Here is a 22,305-nt window from a genome sequence, read left to right on the forward strand (position 1 = left end):
TGAATGCCTGAGCATCAAGACGCAGAAGAACCCATTCGCACTTTGCCGCAAGTTACTGATCAACGCCTCCCGCGCGGCTTATGATCAGTTACAGCTGCTTCTCGCAGCTACTGCGTAACATCAGTTAGTTAGAAACACATTTAATCTAAGTTCATTGCGATGGCATACAAACTTGAAGATCGTCTTGTTATTGGAGTTGCGTCCAGTGTAATGTTTGACCTTAAGGAGTCAGACTCAGTATTTCGGAGAAAGGGAGAGGCTGCATACCGTAAATACCAAGAAAAGAATCTAGATAATCCCCTTCGGAAGGGAATTGCCTTTTCATTTGTGAAGCGGCTTCTTTCTCTAAATGAGTCAAAGTTTACAAATAATTGGCTCTGAAATCGCTTTGTCATAAACCCCCAGCAAACTGCACATACTTCGCTGATGTACTAGTTTGGTGAGTGGCTTTAGTCCGGTCGAGCCCGATGTGCCGGGCACCAAATTTTCGCCCTCGTGCCTTTAGCACGGGGGCGATTACTTTGTTGGCGTGCTGAAGGTGATTACCGCGGCAAAGCGACCTAGCATATAAGATCAGAATCGAGCACCGGGGGTTAGTATGGCGGGCATAGCGCTCGATCCGTGGGTGGTGGAGGCTTTGTGCCGTGGTGAGCATAGCGATCCGTTTGCGATACTTGGCTGGCAGCATGATGGTGAATACTGGGTGCTGCGCTGTTGGCTGCCACAGGCGCAGTCGGTTGCTTTGCTGGATGCCAAAGGGCACTGGTTGGCCGATCTGGTTTGCCTTGATCCACGGGGTTTGTTTGCTTACCCCCAGATAGCGAAGGAGCCTTTTGTCTATCGTCTGAAAGCAAGTTGGCTTGGTTGCACTCAAGAACGAGATGACCCCTATCGCTTTCCGCTGATACTGACCAATGAAGAGGTCTGGCATCTCGCGGAAGGTAGCCATCGACGTTTGTGGCATAGCTTGGGAGCACACCCTCGGACATTGGATGGGGTAGCGGGGGTGACTTTTTGTGTTTGGGCACCGAATGCCAAGCGGGTGTCATTGGTTGGCGACTTCAATTTTTGGGATGGTTGTTGTCACCCAATGCGATTGCGACGGGAATGCGGGGTATGGGAGATTTTTATGCCCGGCCTTGGTGTTGGCGAGCCTTATAAGTACGAAGTGCTTGAATGGGATGGCCGCCGGATTCAGAAGGCTGATCCGCTGGCTTTTTACGCCGAGCTACGTCCTGCCACTGCCTCCATTGTGGTCGATTTGCCGGTTCCTCCAGAAGCGATACAGGTGCCTCAGCATCGTTCTGCACCGGTCAGTATTTATGAAGTTCATCTTGGCTCTTGGCGTAAGCGCGGTTTTGATTGGCTGAGTTACAAAGAACTGGCCGAGACATTGATTCCTTACGCAGTGGATATGGGCTTTACCCATATTGAGTTGCTGCCCATCACCGAATATCCCTTTGATGGTTCGTGGGGCTATCAACCCACTGGCTTGTATGCACCCACCAGTCGTTTTGGCTCGCCCGAGCATTTTCGTGACTTTGTCGCTGCGGCCCATCAGGCAGGCCTGGGTGTCATTCTCGATTGGGTGCCGGGCCACTTCCCTGAAGATGAACATGGCCTGGGGAGTTTTGACGGTAGTCATTTATACGAACATGCCGACCCGCGTGAAGGTTTTCACCGTGACTGGCATACGCTGATTTATCACTACGGGCGGCGTGAAGTAGCCAACTTTCTCAGCGCCAATGCGTTGTTTTGGCTGCAGTGCTATGGCATTGATGGCCTGCGTGTCGATGCGGTGGCTTCGATGCTTTACCGTGATTACAGCCGTGCTGCCGGGGATTGGATACCGAACGTGCATGGGGGACGGGAGAATCTGGAAGCCATTGCTTTTTTACAGCAGACCAATCACTGGGTGGGCGTGGAAAGCCCTGGTGCAATAACACTGGCCGAGGAATCGACTACATTTCCTGGAGTGAGCCGCCCGCCCGAATATGGTGGTCTGGGCTTTCATTACAAATGGAACATGGGCTGGATGCATGACACGTTGGCGTATATGCGGCACGAACCGATTTTCCGGCGTTATCACCAAGGTGAGTTGAGCTTTGGCTTGACCTATGCCTTTTCGGAAAATTACGTATTGCCCTTGTCGCACGATGAGGTTGTGCATGGAAAAGGCTCTTTGCTGACCAAAATGCCTGGTGATGCCTGGCAGCGCTTTGCCAATCTACGTGCGCTATTTGGCTTTATGTGGGCGCACCCCGGTAAGAAGCTATTGTTCATGGGTGGAGAGTTTGCCCAGGAGTCGGAATGGAACCACGATAACGGGTTGGATTGGCATCTGCTTGATGACCCTCGCCATGCCGGGGTACAAAAACTGGTACGTGACCTCAATCAGCTCTATCGGCAAACCTCGGCATTGCATGTGCTGGATTGCGATCCGGCTGGCTTTGAATGGGTATGTTGGGATGATGCTGACAACTCGGTATTCAGTTTTATCCGCCATGATGGATATGGGGGGCATGTGCTGGTGATGTGTAACTTCACGCCTTTGGTGCGGGATGATTACCGGGTTGGTGTGCCAAATGCTGGTCGCTGGCGTGAGGTGCTGAATACGGATGCGGCATGTTATGGCGGGAGCGATGTTGGCAATGGTGATGCCTGGGCCGAGCCGATATCAGCGCATAGCCGTGGTCAGTCGGTTCGGCTGCGATTGGCGCCCTTGGCAGTACAGTTCTTTATAAGGGAGACATGAGATGGTGCAGGCCCTAGGGCTGGTTGCTGGTGATCCCTTCCGCCTTGGCAGCCATTTCGATGGTTATGGCGTCAACTTTGCCGTTTATGCATTAAATGCCGACTTGGTAGAGCTGTGTGTTTTCGATGCAGCGGGTAAGCGAGAGTTAGCGCGCTTACCACTGCCAGGTTGGCATGCCGGGGTTTGGCATGGTTACCTGCCTGGTGCCGAACCGGGGTTGATCTATGGCTATCGTGCCTATGGCCGGTTTGCTCCCGAGCATGGCCAGCGCTACAACTCCAGTAAGTTACTGTGTGACCCCTACGCCCGCCGCCTTCATGGTCGCTATACCAATCCGGCTGATTATTGTGATCACCTTCCAGGCGACCCTAGCCGACTTGACCCACGCAACAATACGATTCAAGCCGTAAAGGCCGTTGTGTCTGATGATCATTTCGATTGGGGAGATGATCGCCCGCCTGCGGTTTCTTGGAACAACACTGTAATTTATGAGTTGCATGTGAAAGGGTTCAGCCAGTTGAATCCTGCTGTGCCGGCGGCGTTGCGGGGTACTTATGCCGGTTTGGCACACTCAGCAAGCATCGACTGGCTGAAATGGCTGGGGGTGACGACCGTAGAGTTGCTACCGGTGGCAGCGTGTGCTGACGAGGGACATTTGCTCACGCGCGATATGGTGAACTACTGGGGCTACAACAGCCTGTGCTTTATGGCAGTTGAAAGGCGATATGCCTCGGCCGACGATGCACTGGGGGAATTCAAAACCATGGTCAAACACCTGCACGAGGCAGGGTTGGAAGTGATTCTGGATGTGGTGCTCAACCATACCGGGGAGGGGGGCGTTGGGGGGCCAAGCTTTAATCTACGTGGCCTGGATAATCGTACCTATTACCGCCTGTGGCCCGATGGCCATTGCGAGAACTGGACCGGTTGCGGCAATACGTTGAATGTTGCCGAACCACGTTGCCTGCAACTGGTGCTCGATACATTACGTTTCTGGGCTGTCGATTGCCATGTCGATGGCTTCCGCTTTGATTTGGCGCCTATCCTGGCGCGCGGCATGTTCGGCGGGTTTGAGGCTTGGTCTTCCTTCTTTGCCGCCATCCTGGCCGACCCCGTACTTTGTCGCCTCAAGTTGATCGCCGAGCCCTGGGACCTTGGCCCTGATGGTTATCGCGTTGGTGGCTTCCCACCCGGTTGGGCGGAGTGGACCGACCGTTATCGGGATAGCGTGCGTAGTTTTTGGCTGCACCATGGCGTGAGCCGCGGTGAGTTCGCCCGCCGTCTTACCGCCAGTAGCGACCTTTTTGAGCGGCGTGGACGCTTACCCTGGGCCTGCGTGAATTTTCTGACAGCACACGATGGCTTCAACCTGCGCGATGTGGTGAGCTACAGCAATAAGCATAACGAAGCCAATGGCGAAGATAACCGCGACGGCCATAGCCACAATCACAGTTGGAACTGTGGTGTAGAAGGCGAAACCGATGATGTAGAAATCAAGGCCATCCGTACCCGACTGCGTCGCGCCATGCTGGCGACGCTGGTCTTCAGCCAGGGTACCCCCATGCTGTTGGCCGGTGACGAGCTGGGCCATACCCAGCAGGGCAATAACAACGCCTATTGTCAGGACGGGCCGATCAGTTGGCTAGACTGGGAACATGCTGATCAGAGCATGGCGGATTTCACGGCCCGGTTATTGTCACTGCGGCGTAGCTATCCAGCCTTGCGCCACGCACGCTGGTTGTCAGCCACTGGCCATGGTGGTTACGAGCGCGCTGATGTGTTGTGGCGTAATGCGGCTGGGGTGGCGATGACCCCGGCTGAATGGGATGGTTTGAACGCGTTCAGTCTATCGGTGGAGTTGAGCCCGGAAGGTGAGCGTCAACGCTGCCTGTTGCTGATTAATGCGGAGGCGCATTCAACGGTATTCCAATTGCGGCCAGGTCGTTGGGTGCGGGTGTTGGATACTGCCGAGCCCGAGGCGGGGGATGCATTGTTCCAAAACCAAGCAGAGGTGGTGGCCAATGCTATCTGGCTGTTGGTGTTGAGCACGGATGGCCGAGTGACTTGGTAGCGCCTGCCACTGCCAGGTTGGCATGGTCACGATAGAACCAAAAGCTGGGTAAGAACCTGTTTACGATCTTGCTGCGCAACCGTGATCAGGGCTCATGTGCTGCTCGAAAGCCTCATGTACCTATGTATATTCCGGTTTCTGCGCTGCGCTTCACCCCGCTGACGACTGCTCGCGACAGATTGTAAACAGGTTTTAAGACTATAGAAACGAGGAGGATGGGATGCGTACGCGCTGCAGACGTATTTTTCTCGCTTTGGCCTTGTTTCTAGCCCTATTTACACACGCATGGGCGGACGATGTTTCTCCCATGCTTAGCCCGGCTGCCCTACAGGCTGATGGCCGGCTGCTACGTGAGACCCTGCAGGCTTTACACCCTGGGCTTTATCGCTATAACAGCCCAAGCCAAATCGAAGCGCATTTCCAGCAATTGCAGGCACGTTTCAGAACCAGCCAAAGTGTGGCGCAGGCTTATCTCGCCTTTGCTGCCTTTACGGCACAGGTGAAGTGCAGCAATACAGGGCCCGATTTCGATAACCAGCCAGACCATGTACGGCATGCGGTACTGGAAGCGCCCCGCTTGCCGTTTTATTTCCGCTGGTTGAACGAACGAATGGTGATTACGCGCAGCTTTAACCCGGAATTACCCATTGGTACCCAAGTGCTCCGTCTTGATGGTGTACCGGTCGAGCAAATCTTGCAGGCTCTACTTCCCCTGGTGAGTGCCGATGGTAATAACGAAGCGCAGCGCTTTAGTGGGCTGGAGGTACAGGGGCGGCGCCCGGTGGAGGCCTTCGATGTGTATTGGCCGCTACGTTTCCCGTTGGAAGGCAGGCAGCTGCAGTTAAGCGTACTTAAGCCCAATGCCAGTCGTATTCAGCAAATCAAGTTGCCGTTACAAGCCTTTGCCGACCGTACTGCGATTCGTCAGGCAGACAACAATCCCCTAGCGCGCTGGCAATTGCGCTTCCCGAATCCCAGGATTGCCTTGTTGCAGATGCCAAGCTGGGCTGTAGGGGATTGGGATTGGCGCGGTTTCTTGCAGCAGAGTTTCCAGAAGCTGGCAGAAAAGCAAGTCAGCGAATTGGTGATTGATCTGCGAGGAAATGAAGGTGGGGCTGATGCCGTGGGCGATAGTTTGCTGGGCTATCTGATGGACCAATCTCCCTTACCTAAACCTATGCTGGACAAAGTGCGCTACCAACAGGTCCCGGCACTCCTTCGGCCTCATCTGGAAACGGCAGACCCAAGCTTTTATCGCTGGAATACGGTGCCCGATGCGGATGCTGATGGCTTGTTTGCGTTATTCAACGGCCAAACTGCCACCAATCCACTTACCTTGCTGGCGCCCGGTTTCCGGGGCCGGGTGGTGTTGCTGGTGGATGGCAGCAATCGCGCAGCCAGTTTCCAATTTGCACAGCGTGTTCGCGAACTTAGGCGCGGCCTGCTGTTTGGCCGCCCTACCGGTGGCAATCTGCGCGGCAGCAACGATGGTGCTTTCATGTATCTGCGCTTGCCGGGGTCTGGTATTGAAATCGATATCCCATTGGTAGCGCATTTTTCTACCAAACCCGAAGCCGAAGCGGGGTTGCTGCCCGACGTGACGATCAATACAACGCCAGCTCAGATAGCCGCAGGACGTGACTCGGAATGGGAGATGCTGTGGCGTTGGTTGGGGCGCTAGGCTTCGAAAAGCAAAACACCCAGCTGGGTGGCTGGGTATCAGGGGCGGCGTTGTGCGGACTCACGATCAGCGTGTGAACTGCCGCGCTGTGCTACGGTGTCTTAGCTGCGAATCTTGCCGGTGCGATCAAGTATGGTCATGTCGATGAACTGCGATCCGCTACGATTTGTGCCGGAGAAATTGACGCGGAATCCCCCCATATCATAGTTGTTCAGGCCTTCCAGCGCCGTGATGAGCTTCTCACGGTTCAAATCGCGGCCTGCACGCTTAATGCCTTCCACCAGTATCCGGGCACCCAGATAGCCTTCCATACTGGGGTAGTCCACCGTGTTGATACCGGCTGCCTTCATGGTCTTCTGGTAGTCCTGTGCAACGGGTTTGATGGCGCTGTAGGGTGAGGGCACGACTTGGGTGACGATGACGCCATTGCCGTCTTGCTTGAGTTCGTTGACCAGCGCTTCTGTACCGACAAAGCTGACGTTATAGAAGGGGCCGACTGAATTACGCCCCCGCGCTGCCGAAATAAAGGCGGCGCTGCTCTTGTAGGTCGAGACGATGAATATCGCGTTGGCTGGTTTCCTAATGACCAGCTCTTCGACGGCACGTGAAACGTCCACGCTATTGCGCTTCACCGTTGCTGTCGCCGTGATGGTCAGCTTGTACTTGGCTGCGGCTTCCTGCATAGCTGCCAAGCCAGCAGAACCATAGGCATCGTCTTGATACAGGATATTGACTGTGCTCATGCCCATCTTGGACATGAACTCGGCGATTTCCATTGCTTCATCGCCATAGCTCGCGCGGATATTGAATACATTGCGGATAAATGGCGCACGTAGGCTATTGGCACCCGTATAAGGCGCAATAAATGGCACGCCGGATTGTTTGATTTGGGACAACGAGGCATTCGAAGTAGGGGTGCCTACATAGCCGAACAAGGCAAATGCGTCTTCGGTTTCCAATAATTTCTTGGTATTTAACGCAGCACGTTCGGGTTCATAGCCATCGTCCAATGTTACCAGGCGAATTTTACGGCCATGTATACCACCTCGCTTGTTGATTTGGTCGAAATAGGCATTTGCGCCGCGAGAGACACCTTTACCCAATTCGGCGGCGGCACCAGTTAATGCCGCAGATTGGCCAATAGTAATTTCACTATCTGTTACGCCTACCTCCGCTTGTGCAAACATACATACCGCGGTTAGGCTTATATGCCACCATTTTTTCATGATTTAACATTCCAATAATTAATTACGGCATCGCTCAAGCGATGCCGTATGTGTTGAATTCATTAGCTATGGGCGGCAAACATCTGATCTGTTCACCACCAAGCATGATTTGCTGATAGAAATTTCATAAAATCCTATCACAATGTCATTGCCATGCAATGTTGGGAATTACCCAGATTGCAGGAGGGAGCATTGACTCCAGATGCTGTGTGCATGCGGCATAGGGCTGATATTGCTCTAGTAAGATTTGCTTGGTTTTGATGTAAAAAAGCGGTTGAGAATGAGTGATGTGGCGGTTGTTTAGGCATGCTTGGTTAAAGGTGAAGTGGAGGTTGTCGCGATATTTTCTCATTGCGTTTCGTGGCGGGATGTGGACGTATTTTCAGGTATGATAATGGAATGGGGGTAAATCTAAGTTTTTGATAGCAGAAGTATTGAAGCAAAGTATATTAATCCGTGCGATGTGATTTTCCTGATTTCTTTATTGAAGATAGTTTGCCCGGTATTGACTTTTGTACAATTTATTTCAGTGCTATCTTTCCTGATGCTTGGCATTAAAGTGCCTTGTTGCCATAATGTTGGGGCAGTATTGAAGATTTAACGGCTGCCTGCCTTTTATATAAATTGGCAAGCAGTCGGTTGATTATGTTGATGTGTTTAGAGCACAGACTGGGTATTAAAAAGATAATTCCATCCACATGAAAAAATAATGCCTCATACAATACATGCCACGCAGCCTATTCAAGGCCAAAAACCTGGTACCTCTGGCTTACGTAAAAAGGTCGCGGTCTTCCAACAACCGCATTTTCTGGAAAATTTCGTCCAAGCCATTTTCCTGGCGGTGCCTGAACTCAAGGGTGGGACATTGATATTGGGCGGCGATGGCCGGTATCTCAATGAGATCGCGTTGCAAACCATCCTGAAGATGGCAGCGGCTAACGGTGTGGCGCGGTTGCTGGTGGGGCAGCATGGGCTGTTGTCCACGCCTGCGGCGTCGCATCTGATCCGGCTTCATCAGGCGGTGGGCGGCATCATTCTTTCGGCTTCGCATAACCCAGGTGGGCCGCAGGGTGACTTTGGCATCAAGTTCAATGCCGGCAATGGCGGCCCTGCGCCGGAAAAACTGACCGATGCAATCTACGCCGCTACGTTGCAGGTGCATGAATACCATCTGAGCAATGCACCCGATATCGACCTCGCGGTGGTGGGGGAGGTTGAATTCGCAGGTATGCGCGTGAGCGTGGTAGACCCCGTGGCGGACTATGCCGTGCTGATGCAGCAGCTATTGGATTTTGATGCTATCCGGGCCTGGATTGCGGCTGGCCATACGCTACGCCTTGATGCGCTTCATGCGGTGGGTGGCCCGTATGCGATCCGTCTTTTTGAAGACATGCTGGGTGCACCGATGAACAGCGTGCGTAATGCCGCACCCCAGCCAGATTTTGCCGGTGGCCATCCCGACCCTAACCCGGTGTATTGCGCCGACTTGGTTGACACCATGCAAGGTAGAGGCGCACCTGACTTTGGCGCAGCCTTCGATGGCGATGCTGACCGCAATATGATTCTTGGCCGTGATTTTGTTTTGACCCCATCAGACAGCTTGGCGGTATTGGCCGCCAATGCGGCGCTTATTCCGCAGTTCAAGGGCCGGCTCACCGGCGTGGCCCGGTCAATGCCTACATCACGTGCGGTGGATAGCGTGGCTAAAGCACTGGGTATCGACTGCTATGAGACGCCGACTGGGTGGAAATTCTTCGGCAATCTGCTTGATGCCGGCCGCATTCAATTGTGTGGTGAGGAAAGTTACGGTACCGGCGCTGACCATGTGCGGGAAAAAGATGGCATCTGGGCGGCGCTGGCGTGGCTCAATCTGGTAGCGGTGCGTAAACAGTCGGTGGCGCAGATAGTGCAAGCGCACTGGGCGCAATTTGGGCGGCACTTTTATTCACGTCACGACTATGAGGGGTTGAGCGTTGCGGCGGGCGATGTGGTATTGGCTACCCTGCGCAGCAAGCTACCAGGCTTGGTTAACACCCTGGTGGCTGGTTTATGTGTGACGCTGGCCGATGATTTTGCCTATACCGATTCTGTAGACGGCTCGCTTTCGCAGCAACAGGGGATTCGGATTGAATTTGCAGGCGGCTCACGCGTGGTCTTCCGATTGTCTGGTACCGGGACGGAGGGCGCCACGCTGCGAGTTTACCTGGAGCATTACACGGCGGAGGTGAGTGAGCAGGCGCAGGAAACCCAGTCTGCACTCAAGGCTGTGATTGCCGCCGCCGAGGAACTGGCAGGTATCTACGCCAACACAGGACGTACTGTGGCCGATGTCGTGACGTGAATAGCGCCCATTCCGGTTGCCCGTGATGGGAGTTGCACCTGAAGTGGATACAGTCCAAGCCGCGTAAAACGGAACGCTGTAGAACCTGGGTGTGACTGGCGTTGCTGTTTGGTTCGCCAGAACAGAACGGGAGGGTGGGATGGACGACCTGATTATTGCTCGCCAGTTGCCCCGGCGTAGTATTGCCCTGGTGCTGGCTGGTGGTCGCGGAACAAGGCTCAAGCAGCTTACCGACAAGCGCGCCAAGCCGGCTGTCCACTTCGGCGGGAAGTTCCGCATCATCGACTTTGCCTTGTCCAATTGCCTGAATTCGGGCATTCGCCGGATCGGCGTGGTCACACAATATAAGTCGCACTCGTTGTTGCGTCACCTCCAGCGCGGTTGGGCGATGTTCCGTTCCGAGATGGGGGAGTTCATCGATCTTCTACCCGCCCAACAACGTGTGGACGATGGTAGTTGGTACCGTGGCACTGCCGACGCGGTCTACCAGAACCTGGATATTGTCCGAAGCTATCGACCTGAATATGTGGTGATCCTCGCTGGCGACCATATCTACAAGATGGATTACGCCCGCATGCTGCTTGACCATGTCCAGAGCCTGGACAAGCTCGGCATCAAGAGTGGCGTCACCGTGGCGTGTATTGAAGTGCCCCTGCAAGAGGCTAGCGCTTTCGGCGTGATGGCGGTGGATGAGATGCGCAAGATCATCGACTTTGTCGAGAAGCCTGCCGACCCGCCGCCCATGCCCGATAAGCCTGGGCGGGCATTGGCCAGCATGGGTATCTATATCTTCGATGCGGACTATCTGTACCGGCTGCTGGAGGAAGATATTGACGATGCCGGTAGCGAACATGATTTCGGCAAGAACCTGATTCCAGCCGCCGTGAAGGCTGGTCGGGCTTTGGCGCATCCGTTTGGCCTTTCCTGCGTATCGAGTTATCCGCATGCACCCCCTTACTGGCGTGATGTCGGTACGGTGGATGCTTATTGGGCTGCGAATCTGGATTTGGCGTCGATTACGCCGGAGTTGGATTTATACGATCGAAGCTGGCCTATCTGGACCTACCAGGAACAGCTGCCCCCCGCCAAATTTGTGCAGGATGCGGGAGGTGAACACCGGGTGCACAACGCCATCATTTCAGGTGGCTGTATTGTCTCGGTGGCACAGGTCACCAACTCGGTGCTTTTCAATAAGGTACGGGTGCACCCGCACTGTTTAATCGACCAAGCTGTGCTGCTGCCGGATGTGGATGTGGGCCAGGGAGCCCGGTTGCGTAAGGTGGTGGTGGACCGCGGTTGTAAGATTCCTGCGGGGATGGTGATTGGCGAGGATGCCGATAATGACACCAAACATTTCTATCGCAGCGAAGGCGGTGTGCTGTTGGTGACACGTGAGATGTTGCTGGGGATGAAAATCTGATGGTTCCTGAGCGCCCGTTGTACCTCAATCTCCCACGCCTGGGCTTGTACTACCTGCTGTTAGCGGGGTGAGGTACAAAAACCGGAATGAATTTATTTCTATTTAGGTTGTGGCTTTGAAAATTCTTCACGTGGCGGCGGAATGTTTTCCCTGGTTGAAAACGGGCGGGCTCGCCGATGTCATTGGCGCATTGCCTACTGCCCAGCGAGTGCAGGGGATGGATGCCAGGATATTGCTCCCGGGCTTTCCTGCCATCCGTGCAGGCTTGCTCGATGCAAAGCGTGTGGCGGTGGTGCCGCCGCATTTTGTCGCGTCGGAATGTGTGCTGTGGCAGGGAAAGTTGCCTGATGGCACGCCGGTGTATGTGATCGATGCGCCCAGTTTGTTCGACCGTCCTGGTAATCCTTATGCTGATGGTGATCAACGACCCTATCCAGACAACTATCGCCGCTTTGCGCTGTTGGGCTGGGTGGCTGTTCAATTGGCGGCGGGCCAGTTGGGTGGTTGGCGGCCCGATGTACTGCATGCGCACGACTGGCATGCCGGCCTTGCCGCCGCCTATTTGAAACATGCTGCGTTGTTGCGGGGTAGCAAGCTGGCTGCCAGTGTGTTTACCGTGCATAACCTCGCGTATCAGGGCTTGTTTCCCGGCGATGTATTTGGCGAACTGAGTTTGCCCGGAAATTTCTTTCAGTACGACGGTCTGGAGTTTCATGGCCAACTTGCCTTTATCAAATCCGGCCTGCAATTCAGCGATCGTATCGCTACGGTCAGCCCCACCTACGCGCGTGAGATTCAATCGGCTGAGCATGGCTGCGGGCTGGATGGGTTGTTGCGCTACCGGGTGGCCCACCTGACGGGAATTCTCAACGGTGTAGATGCCGCGAGTTGGAATCCCGCTGCAGACCCGGCCTTGCCAGGGCATTTCGATGTGGAAAAGACGGTAGGTAAGGCGCGCTGCAAGGCGTGTCTGCAAAAGGAGCTGGGCTTGGCTTGTGCGCCCAATGCATTGTTGTTTGGGGTGGTAAGCCGGTTGACCGAGCAGAAGGGGCTGAATCTGGTCTTGGCAGGAATGCAGAAGCTATTGGCCCAAGGTGGGCAACTGGTTGTGCTGGGTAGTGGTGAACCGGCATTGGAGGCAGGTTTCAAGCAAATGGAACAAGATCATCCCGGCAGCGTGGTGGTACGGCTTGGTTTTGAAGAGCCGCTTTCGCATCGCATCTTCGCAGGTGCTGATGTGATCATGGTGCCATCGCGTTTTGAGCCCTGTGGTCTGACGCAGATGTATGGCATGCGTTATGGCGCACTACCCTTGGCGCGGCGCACAGGCGGGCTGGCCGATACGGTGGTCGATTGCAGCTTGGAAAACTTGGCGGATGGGACCGCATGCGGATTTGTCTTCGAGCGTTTTGAGCAGCCCGATTTCGATGCTGCCGTGCAACGCGCCTTTGTGCTCTATGCCAAGCCCCCAATATGGCGCGAGGTGCGCCGCCATGCCATGGGCCGTCAATTCGATTGGGCTGCGCCGGCACAAGCTTATTTGGCGTTATACCGTGCAGCACACAAGTAGGTGCTGCACACTGGGCGTGTGTGCCCTGGTGTAGTCGCTAATGCTTTCCGCGCTGCTTATGCACCAGTGGGGCGGTGTGGTCACGGGCTTGCCAGTCGCTGTGTGTCAGGGCTGTCAATATATGGTCGCGCCAAAAGCCATCAATCAACAGATAGTCGCGTGCCATGCCCTCTCGTTGGAACCCCATCTTTTGAAGTAGACGTGCACTTCGCTCGTTGTCTGGCAAGTGGTTAGCAGCCACTCTGTGCAGGTTGAAGGTAGCGAATATCCACGGAATGGCCAATTGCAGCGCACGTTGCATACGCCCGTGCCCCCATTGCGTCTGCGCCAATGCGTAGCCCAGTGTGCAGCCATGGTGCGGATAGCCGCTGATATTGGTGAAGTTGATGTCACCGATGACAGTTTGATCGTTGGGCTCGAATACGAACAGACAGGCATTGCGCGCTTGTTCGTAATGGCTCAGGTTCAAGGCGATGCGCATCTCCCAAAAGGAGACGGTGTAGAAATTATCCGGCCTGCGTGGCTCGACCGGCCCTAGCGCTTCGCGGTTGGCGGTGAAGAACGCCAGGATGGCAGGAATGTCATCGGACGTTGCCAGCCGGATGATCAAACTACCATCAGTGAGGTAAGGAAGAGGAATGATGCTGTTCATTACAGACGTTGGCGTTAAGTTAAAAAAGAAAGCACTACGCCCGGCAAGCCGGGCGTAGTGGCATACATCACAACCATAGGTGCCTAGCGTTTCATGTTCAAACCGCTTTGCTGCGAGGCGAACCAATCGGCGAGGTTGGCGATATCGTCTTTGGTCAATGGCTTGGCCATCCCCGCCATGATGGCGTTGGTGCGGACACCCGTCTGATAGTCGTGCAGTGCACGCGCTATATAGTCACCATGCTGGCCAGCCAGTACAGGATATTGTGGATTGGTGCTGTTGCCATCCACATTGTGGCAGCTGGCACATACTTGTTCGGATTTGGCTTTGCCGGCGTTCAAGTCAGCAGCCTGTGTTGCCAATGTCGTGCCGGCAATGACGAGCAGGGAAAGGCATCGGGCATTCATCGTAAACCTCTTAGCGTTTGCCAGTGTAGTAAGCGGCCAGATCGGCAATATCTTGTTCAGATAGCTGTGCGGCGATAGCGGTCATTGTCGGGTGCTTACGTGCGCCGGTCTTATACGCAGTCAAAGCCGCAACGATGTACTCGGCATGCTGGCCGCCGATTTTGGGTACGTGGTAAACGCTGGGGAATGCTGTTTTGTAGCCGTCGATGCCATGACAGCCAATGCACATCGAATTCTTCTTTGCCCCGGTTTGCGGGTCGCCCGCTGCTTGCACGGCTAATGGCAGGCTAATAACCAGCCCCAATGCGAGCCATGTTGGCTTGTTAAACATCGTCACCTCCCATATTGGTATCTTGCTCCAGCGGCGGGAAGTCGCCAGAGTCCGCAGCATTGTAGCGATGCCAAAGTCGCTGCGCCACGCTGGCATTATGGCCTTAAAAGCAACTATTTATGGACGTTGAAGGCAAGTAAAGCTGTTGATTCAGCTAGTTGCAGTGCGAATAGCGCTATTCGGGTTGCGCTGCACCGGTATGCCGGGTATGCAACGGCGACTGAAAGGTGTTGTATGACAAGCTGTAAGCGGTGTTGGCAATAGCTGTCTCAAGCCAATCAATGCTGCTTACGTTGGTTCACCAGCTTGGGTTGGCGTCTGTCTGCTGCACCGACGGCGACCGCCCGGCCAACCGGCTTCGCTTTCTTCCAGGCTGGGGTAATCAAGCGCATGCCTCGCACACGTTTGACACTTTCAAGGCAATAAACGCCGCCGTTGATTGGCCACCAACGTTCGCCTGCATGTTCCATGAAGTGAAAACTTTCGCGCCAGTTGTCACGCAGAATAGGTGGAGAGTGACAACAGGTTTTACTGACGGCCGGTTCAAGGCACAGTAACGCCAGCCAATCCTTCAGCCGTGGCAAGCTGATGAACTGACCCTGCCAAGGCATACCTTGACGCCGCTTGGTCAGGCGGGTTGCTCCCCACAGGCTCCAGGGGTTGAAACCACTCAGTATCAGTCGGCCCTCCGGTACCAATACGCGTTCTGCTTCGCGCAATACCGAATGGGGATCAGGATGGAAGTCCAAGGTATGCGGTAAAATCAGTAAATCGATGCTGGCTGCCGGAAAAGGAAGCTGGGTAGGGTCGCTGGCCAGTTTGCAGCCTCTTGCCGTACCGGCAATGATGCGGGTGGGCATGCGGTTGCTACGCAGCAAATCCAGCCCAGGTAGTTCCAGCTGCACTGCGTAATAACCAAACACATCGGCTACGGCGTTATCAAAAAACGCCTGCTCATGCATAGCGACATACTGCCCAAGTGGACTAGCCAGCCAAGCTGCGAAGGCTTCGCTGGCGCAAGTACCTGGATGATTGGAGAGGTTCATGTTGAACATCCTGCCAGTTCCTATTCTGAAGGACAACTATGTCTGGCTGGCGCATCAAGCCGGCCGTGCATTGGTGGTTGATCCGGGTGACGCTGGCCCAGTTCGCGCCAAGCTCAGCGAGTTGGGCCTGGACTTGGCGTCCATCTTAATTACTCATCACCATGCTGATCATATAGCGGGTCTTGCGGAACTGATTGCCGCTTATCGCTGTCCAGTATTCGGGCCCGCTGGCATTGCCGGTATAGACCATGTCGTAGACGATGGTGCGCAGTTAAAGGTGCCGGAGCTTGATGTGCAATTCGTCGTGATGTCGGTACCAGGGCATACACAAGACCACTTGGCTTACTATGGTGAAGGTGTACTGTTTTGCGGCGATACTTTATTTGCCTGTGGTTGCGGGCGGCTGTTTGAAGGCTCCGCGCTACAGATGCAGGCTTCGCTGGCGCGCTTGGCCGCCTTGCCCGATGAAACCTTGGTTTGCTGTACGCATGAATATACCCTCGCCAACCAGCGTTTTGCCTTGGCGGCGGAGCCTGGCAATGCGGTCTTGCAGCAGCGGGTGGGGCAGGATGCGGCCCGACGAGCGGGTGGCGAGCCTACTTTGCCGAGCAGCATAGGGTGGGAAAAAGCGACGAATCCCTTTCTGCGATGGTCGTCGCCAGAATTGATAACGGTTGCTGCTCAGCAAGGCGCAATGAATAGTAGCCCGGTGGAAGTTTTTGCAGCGCTACGTCGTTGGAAAGATGTTTTTTAAGCCTGAAAAACGGGCTTGTGTTGATCGGAAATCGTAGCCTTAATATTGATTATTAAGGAAGTTTTTGGTTGACGCTCTCGGTGGTCGCCGTTACTATCCGGCCAGTTTTTGACGTCAGCATGTCCAGAGTTACGCCTGCCAAGACATGCTTTTTTGCTTTTCGGTACATGCACATTATTCCTTTCCATTTACTTTCCCTATTTGCTTTCGCTGCGTCGCTGTTTGTGCCGCCGGCGATGGCTGATGACGCTGGTGTGCCCACCAATGATACTGGTTTGCCAATGCAGGCCCCCGTTGATGTCGCACAACCTATTCTTTCGTTGACGCCTACCGAACAAGCCGATTTATGGGCCCGGGTACGGCATGGATTCAAGATGGAAAACCTGGACAATGCCCAAGTGCGTGCCCAGGAACAGTTCTACGCCAAGAACCCCGAGTACATGCGGCGAGTAGTGGAGCGCAGCCGGCGTTATCTTTATTTCATCGTGGGTGAAGTTGAACGCCGTGGCATGCCCACTGAATTGGCGTTGTTACCCATCGTAGAAAGCGCCTTTGTTCCTAAAGCTCAGTCGCACGCCATGGCTTCGGGCCTTTGGCAGTTCATTCCTGCGACGGGTCAGCGTTATGGTTTGGAGCGTACCTGGTGGTATGACGGTCGCCAGGATGTCATGGCGGCAACCTATGCTGCGCTCGACTATTTGCAAGACCTATATAACCAGTTTGGTGATTGGCAACTTGCCTTGGCTGCTTACAACTGGGGTGAAGGCGGGGTAGGCCGGGCTTTGGCGAAGACCCGCGCCAAGGGTTTGGATGACGATTTCGAGAGCATCAGAAAGCCGCGCGAGACGGAGAACTACGTTCCCAAGCTGATTGCTGTGCGCAATATCATTGCCAACCCTGCTGCTTATGGATTGACCCTTCCTTCTGTACCGGACAAACCTTATTTCCAACCCGTCGCCACTGGTCGGCACATGGATTTGCAGGTAGTTGCCAAGCTTGCCGGTACAACCATGGAAGAATTGTTGATGCTGAACCCCGGCCTTATCCGTCCGGTGTTTGCGCATAAGGAAGACCGTAAGTTACTGCTGCCGATCGATAACGTTGAAAAATTTGAGCAGAATCTCAAGAGCTATGATGCGCCGCTCTTGTCGTGGCAGCCCTATGTAACGAAGCGTGGGGAGTCGCTTGAGGCCATTGCCAGTAGGTTCAATATCCAGATGGCTGAGCTGAAGGATGTGAACAAGCTAGGTAATATCCGAGCAGCAAACGGTCAAACCATTCTGGTGCCGATTCGTGCGGATATGAACATAAGCGACCGGCAGAACTTGGCTTCCATTATTTCAAGCGCCGTTGCAACCGTTGGCGATAGCAACGAGATAGCCCCCAGCAAACCGAAGACAACGCTCATTCAGCATAAGGTTGGCAAGGGCGAGACGTTGTTCAGTATCGCCAAGCATTACGGCATGCCGGTAGCTGAATTGAAAGTGCTGAATGGTTTAAGTTCAAACGGTGTATCGATCGGCAATAACCTTAAAGTAAGTGCGGGTGCGATGACTGCGTCTTTGCCAAGTAACAGCAAAACTGCCGAAAAAGAAGGGGTAAAGCATGCCAAGACCCGTCTGTATATCGTACGTAACGGCGATACCTTGGACGAGATAGCACGCAAGCATGATGTAAGCGTGGGCGAGCTGAGGAAATGGAATCGCCCGGCAGCCCGTGGAATGTTAAGGGCGGGTTACAAGTTACAGATACCGCACATGCGTTGAAGCAAATAAATAACCCCCGTTTTTGCGGGGGTTATTTATTTGGTGTGAGTTGTTTCAATTACTGCACTAGACCCTGTTCAATACCGGTTTTGTTTCGGTGATGCGGCGTTGCTAGCCTCCTCGGAATGCTTGATGACCACGCGTAAACGCCGCTCCCTCTGTTGTCCTGCTCAAGCCTGCGAGACTTTGAACAGGTACTTAGAACCTGTCTAATGTCTCGCGAGCTAGGGCAAGATAAGGCGAAAACAGCTGAGGAAGCGGAGTTTACAAGTGGTAAATGAGCATTCCGAGGGTGTTTTCAACGCCATATTGCCGACGCACAGCAGACTTTAGACAGGCTCTTAGAAATCTGTCGCTTTAACGAAGCGGGCTATCAGCATTTGCAACCCTGCTTCATCTGCATCGCTAAACCGGTGTGTTTCCGGGCTGTCGATATCAAATACCCCAATCAGTTTTCCTGCCGCAATGATGGGTAGAACGATTTCCGAATTGGACGCTGAATCACAAGCAATATGACCAGGGAAGAGGTGGACATCGTCCACCCTTAGGGTTTTTTGCATGGCGGCAACCGTACCGCAAACACCGCGCCCAAATGGAATCCGTACGCAGGCAACCTTGCCTTGGAAGGGGCCGAGTATGAGTTCTTCATTACGCACCAAGTAAAAACCTGCCCAGTTCAGGGCCGCTAATGTTTGATAAATAAAGGCAGAAAATTGTGCCGCATTGGCGATAAAGTTGCGCTCGCCTTCGAACAGGCTGGCCAATTGTCTGTCCAGTTCGTGGTAATTGGGGCTGCGGCTCGGGTCTGTGGTATTGAACATGCGGCTGAATCCTGAAAGGCAGGCCAACGATGATAGCACTGGCATGGAACGGCGGCCGGCGAACCCTGTCTATGGCCCATGTTATGGAGGAATGTTGGTGTGAATGAGCGAAGTCAGGGGGTATTGCTGGGCTGTGTGTTATCGCTATTGCTGCATGGGCTGCTGTTTTGGCTGTGGCCCACACAACGTATGGGCGTGCGTCAGAAGTCAGTTAGCCTGGAGGTAGCGCTAAGGTCATTACCTGCTGTAGACCAGCCAGCGCAACCGATCTATATTGACCCACCGCGGCCGGAGAAACCGATAGCGCCCAAAGCGATTAAGCCATCCCAAGTCCATCGTAGAACTGAGCCTCAAGTCGTTTTGCAAGCTAAACCATCTCAGCCATCGGATGATCTGCCTTCCGAAAAAGTGGTTAATGAAGCGCCTTCAGCACCGTTACTGAGCCTGACTGAACGTGCTTTGGCAGGTGTGAAAGCGGCAGACCAAACGGTAAGAGCTGAACAAGGGGGGCAACGCGATTTGCTGGCTGTGCCTACTCAGCATCGGAATTTGTTCAAGCTATCGCCCTCCCTTCAAACAGCCTTGGCGCGTAGCTTTGAAAATGAATTGGCCGAGTTGGTTATCTTGGAGAAAACAGAATCGCAAGAAGGGTCGGACAGAGTGACCAAGATTCGAACCAACAAGGGCACCTATTGCTTGCGGGAAATGCTGGTCAAACCCGCTTACCTTCGCGGTATGGTGACGGTGCCACGTTTTGGTGGTTGTGGGCCTTAGAACTTGTCTAAAGTCTGCTGCGCGTCGGCAATCTGGCGTTGAAAACGTCCTCGAAATGCTCATTTACCCTGTGTAAACTCCGCTTCCTCAGCTGTTTTCGCCTTATCTTGCATTAGCTCGCGAGACTTTAGACAGGCTCTTAGAGTCTGTATAAAGCGTGCTCAAAAGACTTTAAACAGATTCCGGGACTTGGAACCTGTTTTTCGTTTATAGCGACTAGCTTCACTTAGGCGGTTCGATTTCCCAGCCTTGATAGTCGTCCAGGTTGTCTTGGGTAAGCAGCGTTGGTTTGAGGTGGATGGTTGTTTGCGGCACAGTTTTGCCAGCAAGAAATGTCACCGCCAACTCTACTGCTTTTTGCGCCATGGCATAGGGGTCTTGTTTCGAAGAGCCTAATACCTTGGGTTTACGACGCATCAAGTCGGCAATTTCTGGCGAGCCATCCACGCTGATCAAAAATACGTCTTTGCGTCCGGCATCGCTTAAGGCTTTGTCCGACCCAACTGCTTGGCGATCATTGATGGTGAATACGCCTTTAACGGCTGGGTCGGCCTTCAGGATTTGGGCCATCGCACTACGTCCCCCCGCGGGCGAGCCTTTACCGTTGTAGTCGCCGGGCACCAGTTGTATGTCTGGGTAGCGAAGCCACGCTTGTTTGCAGCCGCTGACGCGTTCTCGGACAGAAGAAACATCCGGGCCGGTTTGAATGGCGACTTTCCCCCGGCCTTGCATGCTGCGCGCCAAGTAGTCACAAGCAATCTGACCTGCTAGCAGGTTGTCGGTCATCACCGTGGCATGTGCGCCTTCTGCGGCGACATCGACTGCAATCACGATGATGCCGGCCATGCGTGCCTGGGCAATCATAGGGCCGATATCGGTGGTGCTGGCAGCATTCAAGAAGAGCACGCGAACCTTGCGTGTCAGTAACTGATCAAGGTTGGATTGGTTGCGTTGAGAATCGTATTCGTTTTGCAGAGTAACGACTTCGACAGCGGGGTCGACGACGCGGGCATAGTGCACTATGCCGCGAACCAGGGCTTGGAAGAAGGGGTTGGCCAGGGAGCTGGCCTCAATACCGATCACACCGAGACTGCCTGCCAATGACGCTGGCGATGCAATCAGCAGGCAGAGCACCAGCAGGGCTTGGCGTCGAAGGTGGGAATAGAAAATTTTAAACATTTTGACCCTGCGTGCGGCGTGCGGCGTGCGGCGTGTGGACCGCGCCGTGTGATGTCTGATCTACGTTGGATAGCTCTACTATAGATATACAGCTAAACACGGTGTTTTTTCCTAATCGAATCAGATTGTATGAGAGAGGCAAACGATTGCGTGCCAGAATGATCGCGCGGCTGATTAGATAGGCGGCGCGCAATCGAGCGGACTGATGTATTTATTCGGCAGTCTGAAATAGCGCTAAGGCTGCGATAACTTCCTCGCGGCTGATGCCATCAGCCAATTGGATCGGCGCATCAACCAGTGCCCCGCCGTCCTGCTTGAGCCGGCTTACCCATTGGCCCGCATCCTTGCCGTGCTCAAAACCTTGGCTTTGCAGCAATAGTCGGCCATCGGCTGCATTCAGCTTGAAATAGAATTGGCCATCGGCTTCGCGGTATTGCTTAAATATCGGTAACGTTGACTTGGCAATTTCGACTGTGTTGCTGCTAATGGGTACAGCGGTAAAGCTGCCCAGGCCCACCGCTTGACGCAGGGTGGCGAGAAAGGGCGCGGCAATCGCACGCGCTTTGGCTGCGCCTTTTTGCAATGTGGCTTCAATCTTCTCGGGGTTGGCGATTAGCGCTTCATAGCGTTCACGCATTGGCCCGATCTCTTGTTCGATCCGCTCGAAAAGACGCCGCTTTGCCACACCCCAGCCAAGGCCTGCCACCAATTCAGCCCTGAATGCGGCGGTTTCCTCGGCGTTGGCGAAGGCGGCATACAAGGTGATGAGAGAGTTGCTGTCGGGGTCTTTTGCTTCGCCCGGCATACGGGAATCGGTAACGATTTTGGCAATGGCTTCCTGCAAGCCTTTGGCGCCACCTTGGAACAAGGGGATCGTGTTGTCGTAGCTTTTGCTCATCTTGCGGCCATCAAGACCCGGCAAAAGCGCGATCTCGTCGCTGATCTTGGCTTCTGGCAGCACAAACAGTTCTTTGCCCTGACCAAACAGATAATTGAAGCGTTGGGCGATGTCACGCGCCATTTCCAGGTGCTGAGCCTGATCACGGCCCACCGGCACCTGGTGTGCATTGAACATCAAGATGTCGGCCGTCATCAGTACTGGATAGCAAAACAGGCCCATGGTGATGCCATGGTCGGTTTCTTCGCCCGCCGCTTCGTTGATATCTGTAGAGGCTTTGTAGGCATGGGCCCGGTTCATCAGGCCCTTGGCGGTAACACAGGTCAACAACCAGTTCAGTTCTGTAATCTCAGGGATGTCGCTTTGGCGATAGATGGTAACCCGTTCCGGATCGAGACCAGCCGCCAACCAGATGGCCGCCATTTCCAAACGGGAACGCGCAACGCGTGCGGGGTCATCGCACTTAACCAGCGCATGGAAATCAGCCAGGAAGAAGAAACCTTCGGTTCCGTCTTGATAACTGGCGGCGATAGCTGGGCGGATAGCCCCTACGTAATTGCCAAGGTGGGGCGTGCCGGTCGTGGTAACGCCGGTCAAAACGCGGGTGGTCATG

The 22,305-nt window shown here is 54.3% G+C and carries 18 protein-coding genes; 10 read left to right on the plus strand and 8 right to left on the minus strand.

The features are described 5' to 3' along the window. Positions 1-159 precede the first annotated feature (159 nt). The 4 genes from CSQ89_RS23745 (at position 160) to CSQ89_RS00465 (ending at position 6,507) form a co-directional block, all read left to right on the plus strand. The gene (locus CSQ89_RS23745; RefSeq protein ID WP_139022773.1) at positions 160-381 is read left to right on the plus strand and encodes a 5'-nucleotidase; all 222 of its coding nucleotides are present in this window, start codon (positions 160-162) and stop codon (positions 379-381) included. A 217-nt stretch (positions 382-598) separates the two neighbouring features. Then, complete coding sequence (gene glgB / locus CSQ89_RS00455; RefSeq protein WP_099404226.1) at positions 599-2,755, plus strand: 1,4-alpha-glucan branching protein GlgB; 2,157 nt, start codon at positions 599-601, stop codon at positions 2,753-2,755. Position 2,756: 1 nt separating this feature from the next. Further along, positions 2,757-4,826, plus strand: coding sequence for a glycogen debranching protein GlgX (gene glgX / locus CSQ89_RS00460; RefSeq protein ID WP_099404227.1), 2,070 nt, complete (start codon positions 2,757-2,759; stop codon positions 4,824-4,826). A gap of 220 nt (positions 4,827-5,046) precedes the next feature. Next, entirely contained in the window at positions 5,047-6,507 is a 1,461-nt protein-coding gene (locus CSQ89_RS00465; RefSeq protein WP_099404228.1) for a S41 family peptidase, read from the plus strand. Between the two features lie 101 nt (positions 6,508-6,608). On the opposite strand, the gene CSQ89_RS00470 is transcribed toward CSQ89_RS00465, so the two are convergent. Then, a complete protein-coding gene (locus CSQ89_RS00470) occupies positions 6,609-7,733 on the minus strand; it encodes an ABC transporter substrate-binding protein (protein ID WP_233202922.1) in 1,125 nt (374 codons plus the stop codon). A 709-nt stretch (positions 7,734-8,442) separates the two neighbouring features. Here CSQ89_RS00470 and CSQ89_RS00475 point away from each other — a divergent pair. From CSQ89_RS00475 to glgA, 3 genes are all read left to right on the plus strand, one after another. Beyond that, positions 8,443-10,074: an alpha-D-glucose phosphate-specific phosphoglucomutase gene (locus CSQ89_RS00475; protein ID WP_186293341.1), complete on the plus strand. Its 1,632-nt coding sequence runs from the start codon at positions 8,443-8,445 to the stop codon at positions 10,072-10,074. Positions 10,075-10,213: 139 nt separating this feature from the next. Then, the gene (gene glgC / locus CSQ89_RS00480) at positions 10,214-11,494 is read left to right on the plus strand and encodes a glucose-1-phosphate adenylyltransferase (protein WP_099404231.1); all 1,281 of its coding nucleotides are present in this window, start codon (positions 10,214-10,216) and stop codon (positions 11,492-11,494) included. Positions 11,495-11,609: 115 nt separating this feature from the next. Beyond that, entirely contained in the window at positions 11,610-13,064 is a 1,455-nt protein-coding gene (gene glgA, locus CSQ89_RS00485) for a glycogen synthase GlgA (RefSeq protein WP_308418098.1), read from the plus strand. 37 nt (positions 13,065-13,101) lie between these two features. On the opposite strand, the gene CSQ89_RS00490 is transcribed toward glgA, so the two are convergent. From CSQ89_RS00490 to CSQ89_RS00505, 4 genes are all read right to left on the minus strand, one after another. Continuing rightward, positions 13,102-13,716 (minus strand): GNAT family N-acetyltransferase, encoded by a 615-nt coding sequence (locus tag CSQ89_RS00490; RefSeq protein WP_099404233.1) that lies wholly within the window; start codon positions 13,714-13,716, stop codon positions 13,102-13,104. An 83-nt stretch (positions 13,717-13,799) separates the two neighbouring features. Then, a complete protein-coding gene (locus CSQ89_RS00495; RefSeq protein WP_099404234.1) occupies positions 13,800-14,123 on the minus strand; it encodes a c-type cytochrome in 324 nt (107 codons plus the stop codon). A gap of 10 nt (positions 14,124-14,133) precedes the next feature. Further along, complete coding sequence (locus CSQ89_RS00500; protein ID WP_099404235.1) at positions 14,134-14,454, minus strand: c-type cytochrome; 321 nt, start codon at positions 14,452-14,454, stop codon at positions 14,134-14,136. A 278-nt stretch (positions 14,455-14,732) separates the two neighbouring features. Then, complete coding sequence (locus CSQ89_RS00505) at positions 14,733-15,500, minus strand: class I SAM-dependent methyltransferase (protein WP_099404236.1); 768 nt, start codon at positions 15,498-15,500, stop codon at positions 14,733-14,735. On the opposite strand from CSQ89_RS00505, the gene gloB reads away from it, so the two are divergent. Together gloB and CSQ89_RS00515 are read left to right on the plus strand one after the other, a co-directional pair. Then, complete coding sequence (gloB, locus tag CSQ89_RS00510) at positions 15,499-16,254, plus strand: hydroxyacylglutathione hydrolase (RefSeq protein ID WP_099404237.1); 756 nt, start codon at positions 15,499-15,501, stop codon at positions 16,252-16,254. The two genes, CSQ89_RS00505 and gloB, sit on opposite strands and share 2 nt — an antisense overlap. Positions 16,255-16,421: 167 nt before the next feature. Continuing rightward, complete coding sequence (locus CSQ89_RS00515; RefSeq protein WP_158228841.1) at positions 16,422-18,020, plus strand: lytic transglycosylase; 1,599 nt, start codon at positions 16,422-16,424, stop codon at positions 18,018-18,020. A 341-nt stretch (positions 18,021-18,361) separates the two neighbouring features. Here the strand turns inward: CSQ89_RS00515 and CSQ89_RS00520 are convergent, their stop codons facing one another. After that, complete coding sequence (locus CSQ89_RS00520; RefSeq protein ID WP_099404239.1) at positions 18,362-18,841, minus strand: GAF domain-containing protein; 480 nt, start codon at positions 18,839-18,841, stop codon at positions 18,362-18,364. Between the two features lie 99 nt (positions 18,842-18,940). Between CSQ89_RS00520 and CSQ89_RS00525 the strand changes: the two genes are divergently transcribed. Continuing rightward, positions 18,941-19,615, plus strand: a complete 675-nt coding sequence (locus tag CSQ89_RS00525) for a hypothetical protein (protein ID WP_099404240.1) — start codon at positions 18,941-18,943, stop codon at positions 19,613-19,615. A 222-nt stretch (positions 19,616-19,837) separates the two neighbouring features. Here CSQ89_RS00525 and CSQ89_RS00530 read toward each other — a convergent pair whose 3' ends face one another. Both CSQ89_RS00530 and CSQ89_RS00535 read right to left on the minus strand, forming a co-directional pair. Next, complete coding sequence (locus tag CSQ89_RS00530) at positions 19,838-20,794, minus strand: ABC transporter substrate-binding protein (RefSeq protein ID WP_099404241.1); 957 nt, start codon at positions 20,792-20,794, stop codon at positions 19,838-19,840. A gap of 211 nt (positions 20,795-21,005) precedes the next feature. After that, entirely contained in the window at positions 21,006-22,304 is a 1,299-nt protein-coding gene (locus tag CSQ89_RS00535) for a tryptophan--tRNA ligase (RefSeq protein ID WP_099404242.1), read from the minus strand. Between the last annotated feature and the right edge of the window lies 1 nt (position 22,305).

The organism is Chitinimonas sp. BJB300, from assembly GCF_002735695.1.
Classification (GTDB): Bacteria; Pseudomonadota; Gammaproteobacteria; order Burkholderiales; family Chitinimonadaceae; genus Chitinimonas.

Coding starts and splice junctions, on each gene's coding strand:
- CSQ89_RS23745 (WP_139022773.1), top strand. CDS start 160: ATGGCATACAAACTTGAAGATCGTCTTGTTATTGGAGTTGCGTCCAGT.
- glgB (WP_099404226.1), top strand. CDS start 599: ATGGCGGGCATAGCGCTCGATCCGTGGGTGGTGGAGGCTTTGTGCCGT.
- glgX (WP_099404227.1), top strand. CDS start 2,757: ATGGTGCAGGCCCTAGGGCTGGTTGCTGGTGATCCCTTCCGCCTTGGC.
- CSQ89_RS00465 (WP_099404228.1), top strand. CDS start 5,047: ATGCGTACGCGCTGCAGACGTATTTTTCTCGCTTTGGCCTTGTTTCTA.
- CSQ89_RS00470 (WP_233202922.1), bottom strand. CDS start 7,733: ATGAAAAAATGGTGGCATATAAGCCTAACCGCGGTATGTATGTTTGCA.
- CSQ89_RS00475 (WP_186293341.1), top strand. CDS start 8,443: ATGCCTCATACAATACATGCCACGCAGCCTATTCAAGGCCAAAAACCT.
- glgC (WP_099404231.1), top strand. CDS start 10,214: ATGGACGACCTGATTATTGCTCGCCAGTTGCCCCGGCGTAGTATTGCC.
- CSQ89_RS00490 (WP_099404233.1), bottom strand. CDS start 13,716: ATGAACAGCATCATTCCTCTTCCTTACCTCACTGATGGTAGTTTGATC.
- CSQ89_RS00495 (WP_099404234.1), bottom strand. CDS start 14,123: ATGAATGCCCGATGCCTTTCCCTGCTCGTCATTGCCGGCACGACATTG.
- CSQ89_RS00500 (WP_099404235.1), bottom strand. CDS start 14,454: ATGTTTAACAAGCCAACATGGCTCGCATTGGGGCTGGTTATTAGCCTG.
- gloB (WP_099404237.1), top strand. CDS start 15,499: ATGTTGAACATCCTGCCAGTTCCTATTCTGAAGGACAACTATGTCTGG.
- CSQ89_RS00505 (WP_099404236.1), bottom strand. CDS start 15,500: ATGAACCTCTCCAATCATCCAGGTACTTGCGCCAGCGAAGCCTTCGCA.
- CSQ89_RS00515 (WP_158228841.1), top strand. CDS start 16,422: ATGCACATTATTCCTTTCCATTTACTTTCCCTATTTGCTTTCGCTGCG.
- CSQ89_RS00520 (WP_099404239.1), bottom strand. CDS start 18,841: ATGTTCAATACCACAGACCCGAGCCGCAGCCCCAATTACCACGAACTG.
- CSQ89_RS00530 (WP_099404241.1), bottom strand. CDS start 20,794: ATGTTTAAAATTTTCTATTCCCACCTTCGACGCCAAGCCCTGCTGGTG.
- CSQ89_RS00535 (WP_099404242.1), bottom strand. CDS start 22,304: ATGACCACCCGCGTTTTGACCGGCGTTACCACGACCGGCACGCCCCAC.